Origin of the sequence: Levilactobacillus sp. FUA 3915, from assembly GCF_044053135.1 — a bacterium.
In the GTDB taxonomy this organism is placed as follows: Bacteria; Bacillota; Bacilli; order Lactobacillales; family Lactobacillaceae; genus Levilactobacillus; species Levilactobacillus lanxiensis.
Map to the genome: position 1 here is coordinate 1118519 of NZ_CP168704.1, position 19523 is coordinate 1138041.

The 19523-nt window shown below is 47.8% G+C and carries 12 protein-coding genes; 2 read left to right on the forward strand and 10 right to left on the reverse strand.

Features of this window, described 5'->3' with window-relative positions; translation table 11 throughout:
* Position 1 precedes the first annotated feature (1 nt).
* Entirely contained in the window at positions 2-2617 is a 2616-nt protein-coding gene (locus ACEPST_RS05440; protein ID WP_204120611.1) for a SpaA isopeptide-forming pilin-related protein, read from the reverse strand.
* Between the two features lie 722 nt (positions 2618-3339).
* Between ACEPST_RS05440 and ACEPST_RS05445 the strand changes: the two genes are divergently transcribed.
* Positions 3340-5259, forward strand: coding sequence for a hypothetical protein (locus tag ACEPST_RS05445; RefSeq protein WP_204120612.1), 1920 nt, complete (start codon positions 3340-3342; stop codon positions 5257-5259).
* Positions 5260-5433: 174 nt separating this feature from the next.
* On the opposite strand, the gene ACEPST_RS05450 is transcribed toward ACEPST_RS05445, so the two are convergent.
* Both ACEPST_RS05450 and ACEPST_RS05455 read right to left on the reverse strand, forming a co-directional pair.
* Positions 5434-5970, reverse strand: coding sequence for a plasmid pRiA4b ORF-3 family protein (locus ACEPST_RS05450; protein ID WP_204120613.1), 537 nt, complete (start codon positions 5968-5970; stop codon positions 5434-5436).
* Between the two features lie 212 nt (positions 5971-6182).
* Positions 6183-6893, reverse strand: a complete 711-nt coding sequence (locus ACEPST_RS05455) for an SDR family NAD(P)-dependent oxidoreductase (RefSeq protein ID WP_204120614.1) — start codon at positions 6891-6893, stop codon at positions 6183-6185.
* A gap of 70 nt (positions 6894-6963) precedes the next feature.
* Here ACEPST_RS05455 and ACEPST_RS05460 point away from each other — a divergent pair, with 70 nt between their 5' ends.
* Complete coding sequence (locus ACEPST_RS05460) at positions 6964-7344, forward strand: MerR family transcriptional regulator (protein ID WP_204120615.1); 381 nt, start codon at positions 6964-6966, stop codon at positions 7342-7344.
* Positions 7345-7838: 494 nt separating this feature from the next.
* Here the strand turns inward: ACEPST_RS05460 and ACEPST_RS05465 are convergent, their stop codons facing one another.
* The 7 genes from ACEPST_RS05465 to walK form a co-directional block, all read right to left on the reverse strand.
* The gene (locus ACEPST_RS05465) at positions 7839-10616 is read right to left on the reverse strand and encodes a sigma factor-like helix-turn-helix DNA-binding protein (protein WP_204120616.1); all 2778 of its coding nucleotides are present in this window, start codon (positions 10614-10616) and stop codon (positions 7839-7841) included.
* A gap of 181 nt (positions 10617-10797) precedes the next feature.
* Positions 10798-11277: a 23S rRNA (pseudouridine(1915)-N(3))-methyltransferase RlmH gene (gene rlmH / locus ACEPST_RS05470; protein WP_057878196.1), complete on the reverse strand. Its 480-nt coding sequence runs from the start codon at positions 11275-11277 to the stop codon at positions 10798-10800.
* A 541-nt stretch (positions 11278-11818) separates the two neighbouring features.
* The gene (locus tag ACEPST_RS05475; protein WP_204120617.1) at positions 11819-13165 is read right to left on the reverse strand and encodes a S1C family serine protease; all 1347 of its coding nucleotides are present in this window, start codon (positions 13163-13165) and stop codon (positions 11819-11821) included.
* A 566-nt stretch (positions 13166-13731) separates the two neighbouring features.
* A complete protein-coding gene (locus ACEPST_RS05480; protein ID WP_125764977.1) occupies positions 13732-14559 on the reverse strand; it encodes an MBL fold metallo-hydrolase in 828 nt (275 codons plus the stop codon).
* A 908-nt stretch (positions 14560-15467) separates the two neighbouring features.
* Complete coding sequence (locus tag ACEPST_RS05485) at positions 15468-16325, reverse strand: two-component system regulatory protein YycI (protein ID WP_125764975.1); 858 nt, start codon at positions 16323-16325, stop codon at positions 15468-15470.
* Between the two features lie 28 nt (positions 16326-16353).
* On the reverse strand, positions 16354-17652 hold the full coding sequence (locus ACEPST_RS05490; RefSeq protein WP_204120618.1) for a YycH family regulatory protein: 1299 nt from the start codon (positions 17650-17652) through the stop codon (positions 16354-16356).
* Positions 17639-19495 (reverse strand): cell wall metabolism sensor histidine kinase WalK, encoded by a 1857-nt coding sequence (gene walK / locus ACEPST_RS05495; protein WP_204120619.1) that lies wholly within the window; start codon positions 19493-19495, stop codon positions 17639-17641. The genes ACEPST_RS05490 and walK overlap by 14 nt, the downstream gene beginning before the upstream one ends.
* Positions 19496-19523 lie beyond the last annotated feature (28 nt).

A 19523-nucleotide genomic window follows, 5' to 3' on the forward strand; every position in this document is an offset into this window, starting at 1 on the left:
GTTATCCTCCTCTAGGATGTTTGCGCCAAATAGCAAGCGCCGATAGGGTGAACGTGAGCCCAACAATGATGAACCAGATGATGCCTTGGCCCCCAGTGATGGGTAAGCTGTATTCTGGGTCGTTTTCAATCTTGTCTAGCGTCGCCTGACCCTCGTCAGAAACTGTAAAGTTGTGTGCCGCGCCACCGACATAGCCGTCTGGGACTTTCGTTTCGATCAACTGGTAGTCGCCGTTAGGCAGTCCCATAGCCTTGAAATTACCGTTATCATCACTTTTCAACTTCGTTGCCTGACCCTCGTCGTCAACCAGTGCTTTCATCCAGCCATTGTCGTCAAACGTCAGGTATTTACCTTCATCATTTTTAACAACAAACTCAGCGTTCGCAAGGCCCTTGCCAGTTGTACCATCAACTTTTCGGAAACGGTAAGTGTCCCGTTCAAAATGCGTAACCACTTCGTTCGTGCTCTTAGGCCAAATGTAAGGGTCACCAGAGTCAAACGTCACTTGTGCCTGGTTCTTAAACGTGCCCACGAAGTCGTCGTCAAACGTCACTTCTAGTTGAAGCGCAAACGAATCACCGTTGAAGGTTAGGTCTTCAATTTCCTTGTCCGATAACGTGTAAGTCAATTTTCCTTCTGGAGAAATGGTTGCCTTACCCCCATCAGTGATGACATCACCATTCGTATTACGTAGTTGAATGTTCTCTTCCTTGACCGTCACGCCGGCTGGCAATTGATCCTCAATCATAATCTGCTTAGGCTTGGCAATTGATTCGTCCGGAATCCTGTAAGTCGGCTGGTAAATCGTGTAGTAAAAACTACTCAGGTCATCCGTATCACGATTGATGGTTTTACCATCTAGGTCGTTGTAGCTAGGACCAAAATCGTCTGTCCGGTGAACTGTTTTCTGCGGAGCACGTGGTTCCAGTGGCACCACGTACCCGCTGGAGAAAGATTGCCAAGTAAAGCCATCGTTGCTCCGTACCATAAACAGCTGCGTCTCGCCGACCATCGGGAAGGACACTGCCCCTAATTCATAGTTCGTTGAACCGAGGAAATCCCCCCACTGATTAGGACCCGTGTAATCCTTGTCCTTGTCCCAAATACCAGTGCCAGTGCCCTCATACCAACCATCATCATGTTCAATAATCATTGCCCCTTTGGCTAGAATTCCCTTCAGGCCTGAACGCGTCCCCGCCCATTCATGTCGACCCTCGTTACCATTTAATGAGCCGAAAGTGAAGACGGATTTATAGTCGTCATTGCCTTCTAGTTCTGGGAAATTAAGCGGACGTTGGCCCGTTTCATCCGTAAACGTGATGTCTAGGTAAAATTCTTTAATCCCGTTGTAAAGTGTTCCAGAGTAGAAATTGTTGGAAAGGTCAATGTAACGGTCACCTTTCGTTGCGCCATCCGTACCACCAGGAATATGGTGGCTGTACACAATGTTGGAAACCTTAACGATTGCGCCCATCTGCTGGTCTAGCTCTTCTGATTCGGAAGAAGTGGTATAGGCACCCACATTTTTGTAGTAAACCATAAAACTGTCGTCTGCTTCAGGTTCTTCGTTGAACACAACAGCAGATGCCCGCGCATTCTCACCTTGTTGGTAGGAATAGTAGTACTGGTATTTATAAAGGTCCCCTTTGTAAGTGTTGACCCAACGATTCTTTTCTCTTGGCCCGACAACAGTAGCTTTATCATCATCCAGGAGAGATCCCGAAATTTCCAACTCATCTGACCAGCTGTCGATTTGAATCCGGCCACGATGAATATCGAGTGGTGCTCCCGTTAGGTTGTGACTGCTGTCCGTCGTGTCACTAGCACTACTCACCTTAGCGGCAGGTGCCGTTACTTTCTCGGCAGCTGCCGTGTCCTCCTTGCTGCTGGAAGTTTGGTTTTTCTTTACGCGTTTACTCACGGTAGTTTTTTTCTTTGACTGTGAGTTTGAAGTGACCATGTTAGTGTCATCGTTGCTACTCACTTTTTCTGCCTGTTTGGTTGCTGTCTTGGATGTCTTTTTCGTTTCTTTATCTACGGTTTTTTCGGTTGCTTTTTCAGTTACTTTCTTGGCTTCTTTTTTAGTTGCCTCTTCAGTTAATTTCCCGTCATTTTCTTCAGCATCTACCTCAGCGGCCTCGTCTGTATCGGCGGCCACTTTGGTTTGAGCCAATTTGAACTTCTGCGCCTTGTCGACCACCAGTAACTTAAGCTGAACGTTACTAATGAGCAGCGGGTCAGTCAGCTTGATTGGCACCAGCAGCTTGACCTTTTGAACCTGTTCTTGGCTGTTGTTCAGAACCAAGTTTCTTTGTTGGTCAACCTTGGCCGTGATGTCTTCAGTTGGCTGAAGATCAGCGATTTCACCAGGCACAAATTTGGCATGGTCCTGGTCTGCCAGTGTAATTGCCGTGTCACCAACCGGAAGCTCAAGGGTCAACGCCATTTTCACGTCCTGTGGTTGGTGACTTGACAGACTTTCAACAACTCTACCGCTTTGGTCGTGGAGAGCCGCTGATTGAATGATTTTCTTGTGTCTCTGTGCTTGCGTGCCTAGTAGTGAAGTTACGCCAACCAGGCAAGTAATTAGTAAGATAATTCGTAACCATTTTTTCATCGTAAACACCTCCATATCAAAGCGGATTGCGAGTCGTCATTTTTCAGTGATTTCAGAATAACAGCGAAATTTGAATTATTTATGAATACCATATGTAAATACTAATAATATAAATACCGTTGCTATGTTACATAGTGAAATGAATGCGGTTAAAGTTAAATTGATTAAGCAGAATATCACTATATGGAAGCAAACAGGGCCAGCAGACAGGGCTAGGGCCCAACCTTAAATACAATCTCTTCCATCATTGCACTAGTCGCATAAGAGTTAACAAACAGGCTTAGCCCTGACACAACAGGGATTTGTGACACTGTTCATCTATCAACCTAACCCAAATATAGATGATTCCACTAGTTAAAAAACTTAGCATGCATCTATTAAGGGTAACAGGTGTACACTGGAGGCAAATAAGACTATCCAGACTTGCCACGCAGAAAAAATTCTCTTTGTTTTCAACCTCAGGCAGAACCATATCGCACTGGCTATCGCGGCATTATGACTAGTACACCGACGATAGTCACCCTAACTAATCACCTTAAATCGGCTTTGTTCAGGCATTCAAGTAAAACGAGGTTGTCACCGCATTAGGGTCGTTAGCTGGCTTCTATCCACTTTTCGTAACCGTTGCCACGTCAATTTAGAAATCATTTCTGGTCGGGACGATGACCATTCGTCCTATTCGTAAATTTCGGGTTCTTTTATTTCCAAGGGAGATCATCTTTATGAAAAAAGCCATTCAACTTGTCGCTGGAACTACCGCGGTGCTTGCCGGTTCCATTATGACCAACAACGTGCTCGCTAACGCTGATACAACGCCAACCAGTAATAATGCCACCACAGTTAATCAAAACTCACAGGACGATTTAAACCCGCAAGTCGAGGCCTCATCCGATGTTCAAACTGCCAGCAGTGCCGCCGCTACGGCTGACGCAGCCGCTGAGATGGCCAAAAATAACGTTGTAGCTGCCTCTTCAGCGGCTACGGCAGCTGCGGCCAAGGCTAACCAACAGTCACAGGCCGTTTCCGGTGCCGAAAAGACGCTTAGTGACGCGACCACTGCCCAGAGTTCAGCCGCGAGTTCTAAATCAGCGGCCCAGTCAGCGCTAGACACCGCTAACCAGACCGCCCAAACGGCCAACACTGCCAATAGTCAGGCCGTCACCAATAGTTCAGCGGCTCAAGTATCCATCACCGCCGCTCAAAAGGCATCAGCCGCTGCGGCAGCGGCACAAGCAGCCCTCGCCGCACATCAATCAGCACTTTCCGCAGCGACGTCATCCGATGCTGCTTATTTATTTAATAAAAATTCGTACTTAACTAATAAAATAGATCTCAGTAAAGAGACTAGTGCCTTAGAGCCAGACGTGCTTGTTGGCTTGAAACAATGGTCTGAGGACTGGGCACAAGTTGTCCACGACGACAGCGCCCATTTACAAAGAGAAAATGATGCGATTGCTTCAGGAAATGCCTACGATCTCCAAACCGAGTTGCATACAACTGACCTTAACACCGCACAAATCGTACGCAAAGGCCTGCAAGACCTACTCGCAGTGGAAGTCCCAAAATCAGCTCAGGCCCTAGCTAACTATGAAGCGTACGTAGCCCTGCTGGCATACCAAACTGCCGCCGACAGTACCGCTGCAGATAGTTCCACAGCCGCTGACGCCGCGCAATCAGCCACGGCCAGTCAGCCGAGCCTCGCTGCTACCGTTACCCAAACGCAAGCGGCGGCTTCGGACGCTAACCAGGCTGCGAGTGCCGCTCAAGAAACGTTTAACACCGCGTCAAGCGCGGCTAGTGTTGCGGATACCGCTGTCGCCACAGCCAAAAAGGCGCTTCAGGACGCCCAAACCGCCAGTGACACGGCTAACCAGAATCTGAGCGATGCCCAAGCGAAATTAAGCGCGGCGCAAGACACCCTCAATCAGGCTAATAAGACTAAGACCGCGGCTGACCAAGCGCTAGCTGCCGCTCGTCAAAAGGCACTGGATACCGTGATCACCACAGGCGATACGCACAGTGCCGGTGGCCAATCTGGTACCACGACACCTGCCCAAGTAGCTGCCACGGAAACTGACACCGACGGGACTGCTGTGACAACCACCGCGGTTAATGAGCCTTCACCTGAAAATACCCCAACGGTTGAACAAACATCTAAGCAAGCAACTACAACGTCAACCCCAACAGCGGCAAAGACGACTAACTCTTCGTTGGGAACCAATCACCGCGCAACCTTAACGACCTCACGTTCTGGGAATCATCCGGGAGCAGCTGTTCTGACCTTTATGACTAACCAGGGGCAAGCAGCCTTGGGCGCAGTGACTGCCGTTATTCCAGCTGCCACCAAAGCGTTTACCCAAGTTACTGGTGAGACCGTTGCGCAAGCTGCGACTACCGATGCCACATCATCCCCAAAGGCTAGTGAGAGCACCGCTGTTCAAACCACAACTAAGTCTGCTAAACAATCCAAGGCAGACAGCACCGGTCCAACGACGCAACAGGCAGGTGCGGCTGACGAAACCTCGATTGCTGATAAGAAGACCGACACGCAGCCATTCTACCTCTGGGGTGCCGCTATCGTTGCTGCGGGTGCCTTCGCTTGGTTCTTTGGTGAACGCCGTCGTCGGCATGATAGGGATTGATTTGGCGTTACTTGTTTAATCCGTAGATTTGAAATGAACCTTCTATAGTAAATTAAAGCGCCTCCCTAGGTAGATGTATGTCTACTTAGAGAGGCGCTTTTAATTACGACGAAAAGAGCCACCCAACCGTTGTTGAGCGATCCCGTTTCTTTCTATAATGACGGATTATTCCGCTTAGTAGAACTTAGGTATCAATCCCAAATCATCTGCCCGAATCATTTGTTCACCCGCACGAGACCACAGGGCAAGTTCCTGATTCAAACTTTGGCGATTGAATTCCAGTGCATCCTCTGCATCCTGCCCATCCTCAGCACGATTAGCTCCCCGACTCCAGGTACAGCTTGGCACCTGAACGCCCTGGAGCTCGTCAAATGTTAGCGCACGTTTTAAGGTAATCACGTGCTCCCAGTTTTCACCGAAATCATACGTGTACAAAATCTCATTATTCTGCAAGTCCGGATAGACATAGGCTTGGCTGGCTAAGATTTGTTCGCGCCCGATAGCCATATCGTCCACATAACCAACATACTCTCGGTCTTGATGCTTTGCTTGAAAACTATATAGATGCGAATTGGTCCAGCCAAAGGCCAATTGTAGCAGCACGTGTAGTTGGTCATAACGAATCGTCACGGGAACGATTAACTTCCGTGAGACAGCCGGTTTAACGTCCTTTAGTTTGATTAAAATTTCTAGTGCAGCAATTTCAGACATGTAGTCACGTCTCCTAATTTTTATATTCGCCTAATACCCGTTCCGTAATTTTCAATATATGGCATTCTATCTAGAATGCCAATTGCCTCTGGATTCATTCAGGGACAATTGACTTTAGTTTGAAGTTGTTAAGCTACCTTGTCTAAAATAGTGGTTTTTCTCTTCTGGAGATGACCTTATCTGGTTAACCTGTCGTACTTGCTTTGAGCCGGTTACCAAGGCACAATACCATCAATATCCGAAAACGTTCCGGAATCAGTTAACGCACCAGAAGTGGCCAATTCCACAGTCCGCGCCACACCCACTTGCACGGTCCGATTACCGCCACCACCGCCAAAACTGGTGTCTACCCAACCAGGATTGACGGCGTTTACCGTGACAGGAGTGCCCTCAAGTTCCGCGGCGAGTTTGATGGTAAACATATTGACCGCTGACTTAGAAGCCTGGTAGCCAGATGCTTGTAGCTTGTGGATGCTGGTGCTGGCATCGCTGGCCAGCGTCAATGACCCCACCGCACTGGAGATATTGATAATCCGGCCAGCCGGTGCTGCTTTCAAAAGTGGTAAGAAGACCTGCGTGACGTCGATCAAGCCAAAATAATTCACGTTAAAATCTTGCCGAATTGCGTCTAGTGACAGTTCTGACGGCTTAGTCTCATGATCAACGGCAATACCCGCATTATTGATTAGAATATCTAAATTAGCGATACTCATTTTCGCGGCAACAATCGACTCATGGTCGGTCACGTCTAACTGCACCGCCTGAGCTTGAACACCAGCAGCCTCGAGCTGGGCAACAGCGGCCTGGCCCCGAGCTAAATTCCTAGAACCAACATAGATAGACTGGCCTTTCAAACCAAGTTCTAGGGCTAATTCATAACCCATCCCGCGATCAGCACCGGTAATTAATGTCTTGATAGTCATATCCATAGCTTCCTTTTCTGTTATGATGGATTTACTATATCAGCCTAACGTAACGGGAGGTCAAGTCGAAATGGCTAATAATAAATTGATGCGGATCGGTGCGTTTGCGAAAGCCGCTAATGTTACTATTCGAACAGTCCGGTATTACTTAGAGTGTGGCTTATTACCACCAGAAAAGCGCAATGAAAACAATCAACGAATCTTTAATGATGAAGACCTACACTGGATAACTAATTTGCATTATTTGCGAGAAGCTGGCATGTCGATTGTTGAATTGCAACACTACACCGCCTTAGTCCGTGAAGGCGATAGCAGCTTACCGCAACGAATTGAATTAATGCGCGAACAGCGTAAGCAAGTCGTCGCTGCAATCGCTGATAAGCAGGAACAGCTGAAAGTGATTGATCATAAGCTTGAGCGGTATTTAGCTGGGGACAGCGCGGTGATGTGAGCGGTCAAAGCTTTGTTGTCAAATCCACGACTACTTCATCACTACTACCCGGAAATTAGTGATGACCATAGCTAATCTCTTGGCTGGCTGCTTCCACGTAATTCTTAACTCACACCGATGAGTCTTTGCTTTGTTGAACTTTACTGTCCTCTCAAGTTTGAAACTTACAGGACTTGTCACTGCTACTTCTGCTATAATATCGTTCTCATTTTTCTATGTTCCTATGAGCCATTACACAAAATAGGGCCAATTCATTGCTAATATAACGTGTAGTGTTTGTCATTATTTTTAAATATATCTCCATAAATAAAATTCGCCATCGATATTGAACACGATTTTCGATGAATTCATAAAAGCCTAACCAAACAACCTGGTCAGGTTGCTTGGTTAGGCTCAATGAAGTATAAAATTTAATTTTAGGTGCTCCAGTTCAAGTATCTCAAGGGCTGAAGCCTATTTGAGTACTTTCAACCTTTAGTCACAGACCTCTAACATCAGGATTTATGGTCAGTTTTGGTGCTTTCAACCTTTAATCTTTTAGGATGAACCATTTTATAATCATCGATATACAAAACGTCTGACAAAACTTCTGGAATCTGGGTTCCCTTAGGATTAATTAAAATCTGGCAGCTTTTCAGATAATTGACTACTCCTGATACGTTCCACTCACCTTGATAATGACTCATAAGCATCCGGGTTAGTGCTGTTATAGAAGTGATTGAACTATTTCTACGCACCATAATCATGGGGTCTATTGGTAAGACAACATTATCCGGTCCTTGCCACTCCAGTTTACGATAATACGAATCTTGGGTTGCAATGTAGCTTATTAGCTCAGGCGTCCATTCCAACCCAGTTAAGTGCGGTAAATTTGATGGTAGAGTAGATTGATCTACTAAAGATACGTAGGCATCTGGTTGCGAAAAAGGTAACTGTTTGCCTAAAAATCGATTTACAGCTTCGGTTACTTCTGAACGATCTAAAAGGGAGGATAAGCGGGAAGCTAACACGAGGTTATTATTACCAACCGCTATTAATCGATTACGATCTTGTAAGCGACGAATGATATCGTAAATGGAGGAATCTTTATATCCAAGATCATGATAAAATGTGCTAATTATTGATCGCGATAGAACTTGTTGTTGGAAAGAATCTGCTAATAATTGAGCATGATCAAAATTATCATTTTGATATTTTACAAAAGCGTGTCCCTTCCAACGAGGATCCAGCCAAACAACAATGTCTGCAAAGTAATTGGTGTTTGTTAAATATTTTTCTGCGAATGGTAAATGGGAAGTTGCTTCTAAAAGACGTTGTTTCCAGATAGGATCCTCTAAAAGCTGTTTTTTAATTTCATTAGTGAGAAGATATTCTGGATGCTGGTTGGTTTGCTGAGTAATTAAACCTTGCAAGTAAATCTGTAGACTTTGCGGTAATACGAAGTCCTGTTGTAAGACCCAATTATCATGAATATTTACAGTTGGACAAAAGAAAACAGTTTGATTCACGGTATAATCTGGCCAGCCGAATGCCTGACAAACCTCTTCTACTCGAGCATAACCACCATTGTTGGTTAAGTACTGTTGTAGGCTTTCCTGAATGGAAGTTATAACAGCGCCGTCCTTACGAATACTCATTGTATTTGCATGCCCAAATGTAAACTCACCGCTTAGAAAATAACGAAGTTCATAGTAAAATTCATAACGGTTTTCAATATTAGCGTAGTCGGCCTCATGTTTAAACTGTTGATACAAACTATTAAGTGACACCTCGGGGACGTCTTTCAGTCTCGCATTCAATGTAGACGCAACTCGATCACACAAGGTCGGGGATAGTTTTCGATGGTTAGCTAATCTGAACTGATTGTTTCCTAGATAAGTTAACTCGTTTGTATCGACTAGTCGTAAAAATTTACTCGTAAGGGCACGGGACTCATTCTTCACAGGATGTTGGAATAAATCATGATGAAATTGTTGCTGAAAAATCGTTTTTAGTTGGCTAATTCCTGACGTGTCACAATTAAAAACCATATTAGGATTGTCTGTAGCTAGTTTCAGGAGATAGGTTGTATCCGTCATTTTCCGTCTGCATAAAGTATCTCCGAGAAAATAAGGATAATCATACTCACTTTGAATATCACGTATCAAATTATCCGATTGAAGGTCATAGTTAGGAAGTAGTTCTCTAAAAATAGCCAATCGCTTAGTGGAAAATGTCTCAGTCGTATCAACTAGTTGCCAATCTAATCGAGTTAATTGTTGACGGATTTCATTTTCAAGATTAGGCATGACAAGTATTGGTAACCTTCCTATTGTAATTTTAGGAATTTCAAGAACGTCTATTCTAGCTTGAATATCTGCTGATAAATCTTGCCAAAGAACGGCTCTATCGGGGATAATGGCTGTTAGCGCGATAACCTCTTGAATCTGATAGATTTGGGACCACCAGTCTCGAGCACCATTAATTCGTGTTTTAATTTGACGAACTCGTTCACGTGTTAATCCTAATTGTTGACCAATTTCATTTAATGTTGGGGAGTTCAGAAGCTTATCCAATCTAATGATATCTGCCCAGTGTTTGCTATGATCTATGGCCCTTTGGAAAGCTGCGTCAAACCGTGTAAATCGATCAGCTACCGTTTCAAGGCGATATAGAACTTCATTGAGGATTTCGCCCGGACCGGTACGTACGTCAGAATCAACAATTAATTCTGTAGTATTGGCTGGTAGCCGTAATCCTAGTAAGTCTAATCGGGTTTGCAGTTGATCAATAACGAATTTCTCGCCGGCATGGATTGTTTTCCATTCTTCATAGTGGGAAACTTCTAAGGACCAAGCCCATACTAAATCTTTACTAGTGCTCCCTGTAATTCCCAATTGCTTCAAAAAAAGTTTCACTTGATAATCGTTATCCGACAAACCAGCGAGTGGCGCAGTCACATCGGTAACTATTTTTAATTTTTCAGCCAAAGTAGGTAACAAAATTTCGGGATAATAAGTTGATTGATTTATGTCTGTTTCTATAGGTATCATATCTGGAACACTTTTGGCCGCAAAATTGGGGTCTAACCAACTATTCACTAATTGAATTTTGGCAAATCCGATTCCTTTAAAGGTTTGAAGCTGTGCTAAAATCTGCGTTGTAATCTCATCAATGTAAGTAATTTTTAATTGATTCACTAAAATATCATGAATTAACTGATTATCCGTTGGAATTAATTGCCGATTAGTTACTGGGGAATCTACTTTTGGTTGGATGTTGTCTAATGACATCTTTGAAGTCACCTCATAAAAAAAACTTTTAAGATTACTATACTACAAAAATCATCGTTAACGCTGATTATTCACAAGAATAATCCATTAGATACAAAAAGGAACTCTACCCTTTATTAGGCACAAAAGGCTACTCATAACGAGTAGCCTTTTGTGTATCAACTTCTCCAAAAAAACCGCATCACTTATGATACGGACTCCCTTCATTAATCATAAACGCCCGGTAAACCTGCTCCGTCAACACCAACCGCATCAACTGGTGGGGCAACGTGAACCGGCCAAATGAAATTTGAGTATTGGCGCGCTTCAGGACGGCCGGCGTGAGGCCCAGTGAACCCCCGATGACGAACGTGATGTCTGAGTGGCCGTAGGTGGTCAAATCCTTCAGTTCTTTGGCAAACTCCTCCGACGAGCGTTCCTTGCCCAGGATGGCCAGCGCGTAGACGTATTCGCGGTCCTTGATTTTACTCAGGATGCGCTCCCCCTCCGCGGCCATGACCTGGTCCATCTCCGCTTGGGACATACTTTCTGGCGCCTTTTCATCGGGCACCTCGACGATTGAAAATTTACAGAATCGCGACAACCGCTTCGCGTATTCCGCTATTCCCTGTTTAAAATACTTTTCCTTGAGTTTACCAACAACGACAAATTTGATGTTCATAATTAGCCTCCTGTACACAGGTTGTCCACAAAGTTATCCACAGGTGCACAACCTATTTTCCTAGATATTGGGGGGTTCTGCTTGGTGACCCCCCATATTTATTTTTTGTTAAAAAGTCAATATCAAATAAGTTATCCACCGTTTTAAGACAAAACGTCCGTTCGGGCTATCCGCTTACAAACTACATGGCTGCTGGGTTTGTCACCTATAAAAGGGCGAAAAACTTTTTCTATCCACAGCCTCCCACTCAGCCTGTGGATAACTTTTGCACCGGTTCCATTGCCGGTCTGGCCCTGTTCATAACTTTTCCACTGTTCTATTATGCCATTTATCCCCCAAGTTATCCACAGTTGTCCACAGGCTTATTTTTGCCCCTGAATTACCTCCCGGCGTTCCGCCTATTTCGTTCGGGCTCCCGACCGGCGGACACGTTTTCATTTCCCCCAAGCCAGTCGGAAACTTCGGTTTTTCATTAATTTTGTTATCATTACAAAAAGCGACCACCAGAAAATTCCGGTGGTCGCTTTCATTTCAGATTCAATTAGCTTTCTGAGTTGGCTGACGTTGAGGAGCTCAACTGGGAAGACGTCTCGGTCAATTTGACGTTGGCCGTCTTCTTCTTGCCATTGTGGTAGTACGTCATCGAGACAGTATCGTTCAACTTGTACTTGTAGAGGATGTCACGCAACGTGGACTGGTCAGAAATCTGGTGACCGCCCATGGCCGTGATCACGTCGTACTTGGCCAAACCAGCCTTCTTCGCTGGTGACCCGGCGCTGGCGCTCATCACAACGACCCCGCTCTCCACACTAGATGGCAGCTTCAGGATCGACTTCTGTTGGGCGCTGGAAACGTTGGCGAGGTCCACGTAGGTAATCCCTAACGCTGGCCGCACAACTTTCCCCTTCTTGACCAATTGATTGATGATGTTGACAACTTCGTTTGATGGAATGGCAAAGCCCATCCCCTCAACACTAGTCCCTTCAGCATCGCTGGCAATCTTGGAAGAGGTAATCCCGACGACCTGGCCGCCAACATTGATCAGCGCACCACCCGAGTTCCCCGGGTTAATCGCGGCATCCGTTTGGATAACCGTGGCGTTCCCGGTCTGGGTACCCGATGAGTTCGTGGTTTCAATCGTCCGTTTCTTAGCGGAAATGATCCCTTCCGTTAACGACGTGGCGTACTGGCTGCCCAGCGGTGACCCGATTGCCAAGGCGGTCTCGCCAACCTTGATCTTATCGGAATTCCCAAAGGAAGCGACGGTCTTCAAATCAGACCCGTTGACCTTCAAGACGGCCAAGTCGGTGACGGAATCCTTCCCGACTAATTTTGCCTGCAGCTGCTTACCTGAGCTGGTCACCACACGCAGAGCGGAAGACCCGGACACCACGTGATTGTTCGTCACGATGTAGGCGGTATTGCCGTCCTTCTTGTAAACTACCCCGGACCCTTCGGACGCTTCTTCCAGTTCGGATTTCGACTTGGAATTCGAGCTAGAAGATTCGGCGCCAAAAAGTTGACCTAGCGTACTGCTACTGCTGTTTTGCTTTTGCAAATTGATCACGGAGACCATGGCCCCCTTGACCTGGTTAAAGGCCTTGGTAGACTGGCTAGACACGTTGACCGTCACGTTAGACGTCGACGCGTTGCCGCTCTTATTACTGCCGGCTGGCACCGCGGTATCATTGATGCCACTATTATTCAGGTAAGTGATTCCGCCGTAAGCGGCACCCCCACCTAACAGCCCGGCGACCAGTGCCGTCACGGCCACCTTGGTCAAGGTCAGGCCGCCCCGTTGCCGTTTCCGCGGTTCCGGAGTGGGCGTTGGAGTTGCTTGGTTTTGATCATTATTTTCAAATTGATTATTGTTGTTATTGTTATCCATCACATTGCGCTAACGCGCGAACCCTCCTCATTTATCGGCCAGGGACTTTGACGCTCTGGCCGTCGTTTTTTAATTATATTCATCTTAACGAGTGAGTATGAATTTTTTTCGATGATTCGGTGCTGAAGTCCTAAAGTTTACCAAATCTTACGATGAACCTGGGTTAAGCGCTGTTAAGTCGCCTCCGGGCGGGTGCAAATGGGACCGGAACGCGGTGGGCGCCCGTCCGGAGCCACAGAGCGGTCTCCGAACTTACTTTGAGCCTCTAAACCCGAGTCTCAAAGATAGCAGTTCCCTAAGCGGCAAAGACCGTCGCTAAGGGAACTCCCACGGCTAAGCCCATTTGCACCCGCCCTGCGGCTAACACTGGCTTAGCCCTGGTTCGTCGTTGTTTGGTAAATTAGGTGGTTACTTGTTTGGTTGTTGGTTTTGTTCTACGCATTATTGATTGGTTTGCTCGACCTTACGCAGATTGTGACATTGCGTAGTCTCTCTGTTAATCTGTCTAGTTATTCTTACTCGATTCAATTAACCCCAACCAACAATCCGCCACTCACCAATTTCCCTTACAACGCAACCAGCGGGGTGGCTTCTTCCGGATTGGTATCAATCAGCTGGAAGTCATGGCCGACGCCGAAATCACGGTTTTCCATCATGGAGGCCACGGTCAGGTGACACAGCGACTGCATGTTGTTGTGCAGGCTCCGATGGCCGAGGTAGATTTTTTTGGTCCGGTTACCCAGCACGTCCATCAACGCGTCAGCGCCCTCTTCGTTTGACAAGTGACCCTTGTCGCCCAGGATTCGCTGCTTCAGTGGCCACGAGTACTCGCCCATCCGCAACATTTCCACGTCATGGTTACACTCCAGCAAGTAGGCGTCGGCGTCCTTGATCACGCCTTCCACGTGTTCGGAAACGTAGCCGGTGTCCGTCAAAATGACAAACGTCTTCCCGTGGTAGTGAATCGCGTAAAATTGGGGTTCGGCGGCATCATGGGACACGGAGAAACTCTCCACGTCAATGTCCCCGAACGTTTGGACCGTATCCGGCGCAAATAAATGCTTTTGGGCCAACTCGACCTTGCCAATTTTACTATCCATGGCGTCCCAAGTCCCCTTGTTGGCGTACACGTTCAGCTGCTCGTACCGCCGCGCCAAAATGCCCACGGCCTGACGGTGATCCGAGTGTTCATGGGTGACCAGCAACGCGTTCACGTCGTTCATGTTCCGGTTGATATCGCCCATCAACTTTTCAATTTTCTTGCCGCTCAACCCGGCATCAATCATGATGCGTTCGTTGGGGCTCTCCACGTAGGCCACATTACCCGTGCTACCACTAGATAAAATGCTGATGCGCAGGTCATCTGCTACTGCTGTATCCGTTCGCAAATTCAATTCGACCTCTCCTTAAAATTCAATACCGTAATCATACCGCATTTCAGCTTCCTTGTAACTAATATTAATTGGGTTATACCGGAATGCCATGCGCCTTACCGGGCGGCAAAAATAGGCTGGAACGCCAAGGGGAGGACGCCCGGAGCCTGTGGTGCGGTCTTCGGCCTTGCTTTGAACCGCAAAGCCCGCGTTTCAAAGTCACCATTCTCTAAGAAAATCACTTAGAGAATCCCCTGGCTGAGCCTATTTTTGCCGCCCTCACGGCTTACATTCCGGTAACCCATTAATTCTCCAACTCGTATTTTATTACGCAACCAAACTTATCTTATACATTCTAAATTGAGCCGTGACGCGGTGGGCGCCCGTCCGAGCCACAGGGCGGTCTCCGAACTTACTTTGAGCCTCTAAACCCGAGTCTCAAAGATAGCAGTTATCTAAGCGGCAAAGCCCGTCGCTAAGATAACTCCCACGGCTGAGCTCATTTTCACCCACCCTGCGGCTTAGACTGGGTTAACCCACAACCAGTGTTTTACCATTTTTCCATCCTCGTCGACAATTCTTGGGGTGTAATCCCGATTAACAACGCACGTAAGATAACACGCCACCGTATGCCAGCGTGTTATCAAGAAAATTTTCCACCATCAACAGCGACCAGAGGCGGGGCCAGGTGGCCAGCTGTGTCGATGGCTTTAGCTGAGCGATTTTCTCAGCTTAGGCCATGGGACGACTTTTGAGACTGGCGGGCTTCCAGGCTTAAAAGCGAGGCGGAAGACCGCTTCCCAGGCTGGAGCCGTTCCCCACTAGCAGGGCACCTGGCTCCACCGCCGGGAGCGACCGTCGCAAAAAATTTCACCCCAGCAAAAAAGGCGGCTCGCGGCCGCCTTTCGTCATTTTTCAGTTAACGTGGCTTAGTTGCTGGTGGTCGAGGTCCCGCTGACTGTCTTCACGTTGCTATCGTTGGTCAGAATGGCCCCGGTGAACGCGTTGACGTGCTTCAGCTGGAGGACGCCGGCGTTGTTGCCACTGTTGGCCTTGACCGCGATGACCCAGGTTGGGATGTAGACGCTACTATTCTTCAACGTGAAGTAGCGCGTGTACGCCAGCTTGGTCCAGACAATCTTGGTGTTGTTGGCAATCTGATTGTACTGGTACAACCAGATCAGCGCCTTGCGTTCCGAAATGGTCTCGGTCTTTTCCCGCAAGGTCGCGACGTCCGTCAGATACCCTTGGGTGTAGCCGGTCACCTGGCCGTCATTGGTCAGGCTGAATCGGATTTCCCCGTAGCGCGAATAAATCTGACCGTCCGTCACGTGTTGCGTGTAGACCACCGTGTTCCGGCTCGACAACTGTTTGTTATAGAAGTAATTCGTGCCGTTTAAAATGAGCGCGCCATTATTGACCACGGTATCTAGCGTTTTATCCGGATGCTTGGGGTCAACGCCGGTGACGGCCGTCTTAAACGTCGAGGCAATCGTCCCGTCCGTTTCGTAACGCACGGTCTGATCGCTCAAACTGGTCAGGCTACTCTTGATGCTGTCGTCGTTGGTCGTGGAAATGTAGTAACCCTCGCCACTCTTCTTCGATGGCGTGTCAAACGTGATATCGTCAGAGCGCATTTCCTTAATGATCGTCGTGTCACTATCGGCCGAGCGGCTGGACGTGGTATCGGTCTCCCCGGACGTATCGCGCTGAAAGGCGGCGAACAAGAAGATATCAATAACAATGAACGCGACTAAGAATAACCACTCGATGCGGCGAAAATCCATGCCGGACCGCCCTCCTTTTTTGACCGGTTTATGACTGCTTTAGCATCTGGTCGTAAGTTTTCCAGCTTCCGTTGTAGAACACGTACCAGGTTGGCGTCAAATTGACGACCTTATCCGATGAGGACGAGGCCAACCACTGGTAGCCCAACTGCAACGTCGCCATTTTCTTCTTACTATACCCGGCCGCTACCAGTCGGTCAATGACGCTTTGCGTGCTAGGCAGTGACTCGGCTTTCTTATCGTTAGGCACAGGTACTTGCAGGCTGTACAGTGAGAAATTGTACCGCCGAACGCCCTGCGCTAACATCTGAATCCGCGCCGCCCCGTAGTTACTCTGGTTAAAAATGGGGAACCCTTCAACGAAGCTCCGGTAGGTCACGGTCGACTTCCCAGAATTGTAGCCGTAATAACGCAGGTTTTCCATGGGAATCCCGATGGACTTGACCGCGCTATAGCTGGCACTAAGCGCCTGGCTGAAGTTGAACGACGATTGTAGCGCACTGTAGTCCTCGTACAACGCCGTCCCGCTCTTGTTGTAAACGGTCAGCTGGCGCGAGGCCCCGTCGCTATAAATCGTATTATCCTTATTCTTCTTAGCCGAAACGTTGGTCGACTCCCCCTTATTAAGCAAGCGGGTGGTAAAGTAATCCGTCGACTGTTGGTTGACCAAATAGCTATACGACTGAACCGTCACACTATTCGTGACGTACGGAATCGCCGACTTGGTGAACCATTTCATCTGGACGTCGATGCGGAACAAGTTTTCCTTTAAAATCTTCTGTAGCGCGGCGAGATCACTCTTGCGCACGCTGATCCGATAGACTTCTTGATCCTTGTCGTCCAGCAAATACAGGTGTTTGGCATCGTTTAGCGGCACCATGATCCGGGAAAATTCCGCGGAGGTTCGGGCCAACTTACTGCCAAAAATCGTATTAAACATTTTAATATTGACCGGTGCCGAATAGGACATCAGTAAACTACTCTTAGTGGTTAAATAATGCATGTACGCTGAACGCGAACCCGGTTGTACCCGGCGGATACTCCCCAGGTTCCATTTAGTCAGGGCCTCGCGAATCTCCGTGGTCAGGTTAACTTTCCGGTTGTTCAGCAGTTCTTGCTTGCCACTACCGTTGGTGTACACCACCTCGGTCGGCAGGTAAATATCCTTCTGTGGCCGGGTATTCAGCTCGGTCGTCGGCGTATTGGAACTACGCTGGCGGCTACGCTCATACTGCGCGGGATTCGTCCAAATCATGGCGGATAACGTCACACTGACTGCCACGGCTAAGGTCAATCCCAGTGGTAGAAATGCTTTAGTTATCTTCATCCCAGAGATCCTCCTCATCGTACGGCTTGTAAGGCAAGGAAATGTAGAACGTGGACCCACGGCCTTCGCGACTGTCGACCCAGATTCGACCGCCCAGCATTTGGACGACTTCCTTGGAAATCGCGAGACCCAGTCCCGTTCCGCCTTGTGCTCGTGAACGGGCCTTATCTACCCGGTAGAACCGGTCAAAGATCCGCGGAATATCTGCCCGTGGAATCCCGAGTCCTTGGTCAGAAACGCTTAAAATCACGTTATTGTGCGTCTCCAGCAGGCGGGCCGTGACAATCCCACCATCAGGTGAGTACTTGATGGCGTTGTTCATCAGATTGTCCAGCACCTGCGTGAAGCGGTCCGTGTCGATTTCGACCCAGAGGTCCCGCTTAGTGAAGTCACGCTTGATGGTGTAGGTCTTTTCGGGCTTATCATCCTGCTTCAACATCATGTCAAAGCGGTCGAGCACATAGTTAAATAGTTCGTTTAAGTTGACCATTTCCAGGTCGACCTTTTGGGTCCCGGAATCCATCCGTGACAGCGTCAACAGGTCGTTGATCATCCGAATCATCCGGTCGGTTTCTTCCTGGGTGACCTTCAAGAAACGAGGCGCCACCTCGGGATCCTTCCAAGCCCCTTCGGACAGGGACTCGATGTAGGCCCGCACGGAGGTTAACGGTGTCCGCAACTCATGGGACACGTTGGAAACGAATTCCTTCCGGTCCTGATCGATTTTCTGTTGTTCGGTGACATCGTGGAGCACACAAACTAATCCGGAAATGAAGCCAGACTCCCGTTGAATCAAAGAGAAGTAGGCTTGCAGAATCAAATCATGTTCTTTAGTCGAAAAATCCAAGACTAAATCATCGGGATCTTCTAGCAGTTCGCGCAACGTATAGTCGTCACGAATATCCAGTAAGTCCAAGATGGATTTACCCACGGCATCATCGGGGTCGTGGTCGAGGAAGCTGCTAGCCGTCTCGTTAATGATGGTCACGTTACCACGCCGATCAGTGGCAATAACCCCATCGGTCATATGGGCCATGACGGAGTCGAGTCGCCGCCGTTCGGACTCGGTAGACTCTTGGGCCTCTTCCACCCGCACGGACAGGTTATTGACGGCACTGGCCAGTTGGCCCAGTTCATCGTTCCCATACACGTGCACGTGGCCAGAGTAGTCCCCTCGAGCGATCCGCAACGTTTGTTTCTTCATTTCATCGATTGGCCGGGTTATAGCCCGGGAAATAATTATCGCCATGACCAGCCCCAAAATAATCGCCACAAACGTTGCCGATACGTAGATCAGCGTGATTTGATTGATATTTTGATAGACCGAGTCCAGACTGGACCGCATGTAAATAACCCCGACTAACTCGCTGTTATTTCCCTGGGTCCGAATCAACCGCGTAATGGTGGTATAGTACCGACTATTATTCTGTGAATTATAGGTCGTCCGCACCACGTCACGGTTGTTGTAGATGGCATTCTTAATGTTATTATCAGTGGTTTTCTGGCCCACGATTCCTTGGTTATCGACTTCATTGGTCCCACGGATGGTCCCCTTGTTATCGATGACCCGAATCTGAGCGTTATTGGTGTTGTTGATTTCTGACAGCGTCGACTTGATCTGTTTGTCACTCTTGGTGGCATTCGTCGTGGTCAACTCGTCAGACAGTCGATTGACAATGTAGGTCTGCACCACCTGTTGGGCCTTGAACGTGTTTAAGTTCTGGCGTTCCAACTGACGGACAAACACAGCGCCAACGATCTCCAGCGTTAAAAGTAGGAGTAGCGCGAAGACCAGCGCGATTTTAAAATGAATCGACTGGAAAAATTTTATTTTACTATTCACGAAGTCACATACTCCTCAATGCGAGATT

Coding starts and splice junctions, on each gene's coding strand:
- ACEPST_RS05440 (WP_204120611.1), bottom strand. CDS start 2,617: ATGAAAAAATGGTTACGAATTATCTTACTAATTACTTGCCTGGTTGGC.
- ACEPST_RS05465 (WP_204120616.1), bottom strand. CDS start 10,616: ATGTCATTAGACAACATCCAACCAAAAGTAGATTCCCCAGTAACTAAT.
- ACEPST_RS05445 (WP_204120612.1), top strand. CDS start 3,340: ATGAAAAAAGCCATTCAACTTGTCGCTGGAACTACCGCGGTGCTTGCC.
- ACEPST_RS05455 (WP_204120614.1), bottom strand. CDS start 6,893: ATGACTATCAAGACATTAATTACCGGTGCTGATCGCGGGATGGGTTAT.
- ACEPST_RS05475 (WP_204120617.1), bottom strand. CDS start 13,165: ATGGATAACAATAACAACAATAATCAATTTGAAAATAATGATCAAAAC.
- ACEPST_RS05450 (WP_204120613.1), bottom strand. CDS start 5,970: ATGTCTGAAATTGCTGCACTAGAAATTTTAATCAAACTAAAGGACGTT.
- rlmH (WP_057878196.1), bottom strand. CDS start 11,277: ATGAACATCAAATTTGTCGTTGTTGGTAAACTCAAGGAAAAGTATTTT.
- ACEPST_RS05485 (WP_125764975.1), bottom strand. CDS start 16,325: ATGGATTTTCGCCGCATCGAGTGGTTATTCTTAGTCGCGTTCATTGTT.
- ACEPST_RS05490 (WP_204120618.1), bottom strand. CDS start 17,652: ATGAAGATAACTAAAGCATTTCTACCACTGGGATTGACCTTAGCCGTG.
- ACEPST_RS05460 (WP_204120615.1), top strand. CDS start 6,964: ATGGCTAATAATAAATTGATGCGGATCGGTGCGTTTGCGAAAGCCGCT.